This window comes from Bathymodiolus platifrons methanotrophic gill symbiont (assembly GCF_002189065.1).
In the GTDB taxonomy this organism is placed as follows: Bacteria; Pseudomonadota; Gammaproteobacteria; order Methylococcales; family Methylomonadaceae; genus Methyloprofundus.
This window is the reverse complement of sequence record NZ_BDMN01000312.1, coordinates 1-3,768: the sequence shown is the minus strand read 5'-3', so window position 1 is coordinate 3,768 and position 3,768 is coordinate 1. Positions and strand designations below refer to the sequence as shown.

Annotated in this window: 4 protein-coding genes; 3 read left to right on the top strand and 1 reads right to left on the bottom strand. The window is 33.5% G+C overall.

The features are described 5' to 3' along the window. Window positions 1–177 precede the first annotated feature (177 nt). Window positions 178–1,149 carry a replication initiator protein A gene (locus tag CDZ78_RS16160; protein ID WP_087870916.1) on the bottom strand — a complete coding sequence of 324 codons (972 nt, stop codon included), beginning with the start codon at window positions 1,147–1,149 and terminating at the stop codon, window positions 178–180. Between the two features lie 876 nt (window positions 1,150–2,025). On the opposite strand from CDZ78_RS16160, the gene CDZ78_RS16155 reads away from it, so the two are divergent. The 3 genes from CDZ78_RS16155 to CDZ78_RS16145 all read left to right on the top strand — a co-directional run bounded on the left by CDZ78_RS16155 (window position 2,026) and on the right by CDZ78_RS16145 (window position 3,767). Continuing rightward, on the top strand, window positions 2,026–2,685 hold the full coding sequence (locus tag CDZ78_RS16155) for an AAA family ATPase (RefSeq protein WP_087870915.1): 660 nt from the start codon (window positions 2,026–2,028) through the stop codon (window positions 2,683–2,685). A 2-nt stretch (window positions 2,686–2,687) separates the two neighbouring features. After that, window positions 2,688–3,026, top strand: coding sequence for a hypothetical protein (locus tag CDZ78_RS16150; RefSeq protein ID WP_087870914.1), 339 nt, complete (start codon window positions 2,688–2,690; stop codon window positions 3,024–3,026). A gap of 375 nt (window positions 3,027–3,401) precedes the next feature. Continuing rightward, complete coding sequence (locus CDZ78_RS16145; RefSeq protein ID WP_167374357.1) at window positions 3,402–3,767, top strand: helix-turn-helix domain-containing protein; 366 nt, start codon at window positions 3,402–3,404, stop codon at window positions 3,765–3,767. Window position 3,768 lies beyond the last annotated feature (1 nt).

The following is a 3,768-nucleotide window of genomic DNA, read 5'->3' as shown; positions in this document are numbered from 1 at the left end:
GTCTGTTCCAAGAATGCCGATAGTCTGTTCCAAGAATGCCGATAGTCTGTTCCAAGAATGCCGATAGTGTTCCAAGAATGCCGATAGTCTGTTCCAAGAATGCGGTTCTGTCGCATAAAGTTCACTTTACTTTGAGCTTGCCTACTTAATTGAATACTCATAGCCCAGTTTCGTATTTCACATAGAGCCTTTATTTTGTATAGCTTTTTTCAAATTCCGTATATTATCTTTATTGCCTAGTCGTTCTCTTGCTTGATCGTATGTTTCTCCAACTCTTGCGTGTTTTTCTATTTCTTTTTTACTTACATGCTTAGGCAACATGTCATGCGATTTTTTATTAACTTCTTGGTGGTCCTCTTTTCTGCTTATCAAAACCACATCATCTTGAATGCTTACATTGTATTCTGGTAAATGGTTACTTTCAGCAAGCTGCTTCATGTTGAATCGTAGCTTCCTTATTGTTGTTACTGTCCCAATTTTTTCTTTAAGGTTTTCTAGTTTTATTTTCCATGCAATTTGGCTGCCACAGTGCTTTCTCGCTAACTCATATATCCTTCGCTCCGTCGGTTTTCTTAATCTAAAATAGTCTTTATCTATTGTTAGAACTTCATCACCAAGAATCGAATTATAAAACCAGTCCGATAATTTAACTTCTACAAGAATAGATTTACCGCCTTTATCCTCTTTAACCGTTTCCCAATAATCAATCAAACCAAAATCTCTCGTAATTTCTTTACCATTTGTTTTGATGTTTGTTTGTATTCTAGTACCGCTCAACCTCTCCAGCGATTCATTAAGCTGTTTATATTGCGTACCACCTGTTTTTTTATTTGTAGATAAAAAATAGTCATAGCTTGTAAATCTGACAATTTTAGAAATGCACTCACCTTGGTTTTTAGAGTTCATTAGCGAACTCGCTAAATACATTAATATATCTTTATCAAAAATAGTCGCAAGTCCCGTGTAACTCGGTTTTATCTTGATATTAACCCCTTTATAGTCGTACTCAAGAAGTCGATGATCTGGTTTAGTTGATAAACTAAAAACAGGGTGCTCCATTGATGCCAGATCGTCTTTAAACGAATCAAAAATATCACAGATAAAAAAATCTGTTTGTTTATATCTATCGGGCATTAAATTTTTAGTCATAGTATCGGCATATCAAGAACATTTTTTGTTTTATTCTATCGAACTTTTCATTAAAAGTATCGGCATATTAAGAACATTATAACTTTAGTAGCATTCTTGGAACGCTTAAAAAATTACATGATATGAGTATCAAGGGATACAGAAGTTTTTTTAGGCTGTAACTATATCTAACCTGAAGTTTCCCAATTATTGAGTAGCTGAAATACACAATGCTGGTGTATCGAGGTTTATTTTAGGTGGTTTTGCCATGTTTATAGCAAACCCCTACTTAATTCCCCTTAGGCAATAGCATTTGAAATGAATGAAAAGACTATTTTTTTCATATAGTTGTAGCATAGTTTCAATTTTACCATAAATAATTATTGGGAAACTTCAGTATCTAACTTATCTAACTGGATTTCTAAACTTATTTTTTTAAACAAAAATCAAAAAAACATATTTTTAAAGTCATCAATGATGATTTTTAATCAATATATCAAACGTTAAATGCTCTACAGTAAACAAAAGTATATCTTTCTATCTCTCACACTATTAAAAATTTAAATCATCTTAAAACAGCTATTAACGATTACTTCTGAATAAAGTTTTAGGTTCCCCTCGATCTCTAATAGAGAGCACTAAAGATTGATAAATTTCCCTACATCTTCTGGAGACTATCAACCTATTTAAATCTAATATCGGTTGTTTTAAAGTTACTTACCTTAATTCCTGTTCCCATCTTAAAGTTTTATTGGAACTTTTTAGATGTTTAAAAATATATTAAATGAGTATCTTTTTAATATTATTTATAGACACACACTAAAAATACGTTATACTTTAATTTAGAGTTAAAAAGATATCTTTTTAACATTTTAAAGATATTAAAAAGGATAGTAAATGCCAAAAATCTATATAGGTGGAAATAAAGGTGGAACTGGTAAGACCACATTAACTGTTAACCTTGCTGCGCTTTTAGCAAGTCAAAATAAAGATGTAATGATCGTTGATGCTGATTTACAAAAATCTTCCACAATGTGGAATGATGAACGCTCGCAAAAACTTTCAGATGATGTAAAAGAAATTTACAGTGTTCAAAAGCAGTCAGGTGATTTATCGGGTGCGATTAGAGATTTAAATAGACGCTATGAGTATGTTTTTTTAGATGCTGCGGGTGTTGATCAGAAAAACCTAAGACATGGTCTAATTACAGCAGACGTTTTTCTTGTGCCATTTAAGCCGACCCAGTTTGATCTTAATAACCTAATTTTGCTTCAACCAATTATTGAAGAGGCTTTAATTGTAAACCCTGAATTAAACGTTTACGCGGTGATATCTATGAGCCCAACAAACCCAAGAGTTAAAGAGGTTGATGAGGCTAAGGATTTTTTAAGAGAATTTCCTCAAATTAGAATTTTAGAGACATTTATCTGTGAACGCAGTATTTATCATTTATCTGCGTCAGAAGGATTAGGTGTTACAGAGTTAAAAGCAAAAACAGAGTCCAACAAAAAAGCTCAGAAAGAAATTATTAATTTATTAAAAGAAATTGGAGTTTAATAATGGCTGTTAAAAAAGCAAGTGCACTGGTAGGAAAACCGCTTGAAGCACAAGAAGAATCAACGAAAGTTGTAACAGCTAAAAGCTTTACAGCAAAAGGAGGCCTATCACAAGAAGAGTTGTTAAAAAAAGAACAACGTAGAAAAGAAAGAGAAGCCAAAGCACAACAACTCATTGATGAGAAAAATCCTAGGGCAAATAAAACTGCGTTATCGATGACAATTCGTTGGAATCAATTTGAATCAGATCAGTTAGAGAAATTACAAGACGCACTAGGGTTAACAAGAGTTGGCGTTATTCGTTTAGCTGTTAATCAGTTAATAAAAAAAGAGCTGACATAACTTTTTGAGTATTATTTAGTATCTTTTTAGATACTCATTTAATGTATAAAAAGATTGTTTTTAATATATTAAGAATATATGTTTTTTACTTGGATTTTTTATCAACTTATTTTTTTAGAACACCCTATTAAAAACTAGAATACATCAAAAAAGACGCGAAAATACGTGGAGCCGTTACACTCGACGTTCAAGTTTTCAGATATATACTTCACGCGGTCACGGTTGCGGATTTTGAAAACATCTGAAATTTCGGATTTAAAAGTGTCTTTATTTCTTAGATTCAACTAACAAGTGCAATTCATTTTTAAGAGACTGAGAGGGCCAGCTGATGTATAAGTTCAGGCTTTTTCAATCCGATCAAAGATGAGGAAGCATATGAATCAATACAAGCAACTGACCGAAGGACAACGATACCAGATTTCAGCCTTATTGAAAGTAGAAACCCTTCAAAAAGACATAGCCCTAATTCTTGGCGTGTCACCGCCAACGATCAGCCGTGAACTTGACCGTAATACAGGGAAACGTGGATACCGCCCTAAACAAGCCCACATCAAGGCCGAGAGGCGTAGGCAAGCAGCAGAAAAATCGATTAAAATGACCGTGGAGGTGGTCAATTTAATTGAAACCGGGATACGGCTGGATTGGAGTCCCGAACAAGTGTCTGGCTGGTTAGAAAAAGAAGAGAATATTCGTATTAGGGGTCCTGTGGAAGAACCCCCAAAAGTGTTCGTTCTGAGCTAAT

Excerpts from the sequence above, each read along its gene's own strand:
- CDZ78_RS16160 (WP_087870916.1), bottom strand. The coding sequence starts at position 1,149 with ATGACTAAAAATTTAATGCCCGATAGATATAAACAAACAGATTTTTTT.
- CDZ78_RS16155 (WP_087870915.1), top strand. The coding sequence starts at position 2,026 with ATGCCAAAAATCTATATAGGTGGAAATAAAGGTGGAACTGGTAAGACC.
- CDZ78_RS16150 (WP_087870914.1), top strand. The coding sequence starts at position 2,688 with ATGGCTGTTAAAAAAGCAAGTGCACTGGTAGGAAAACCGCTTGAAGCA.
- CDZ78_RS16145 (WP_167374357.1), top strand. The coding sequence starts at position 3,402 with ATGAATCAATACAAGCAACTGACCGAAGGACAACGATACCAGATTTCA.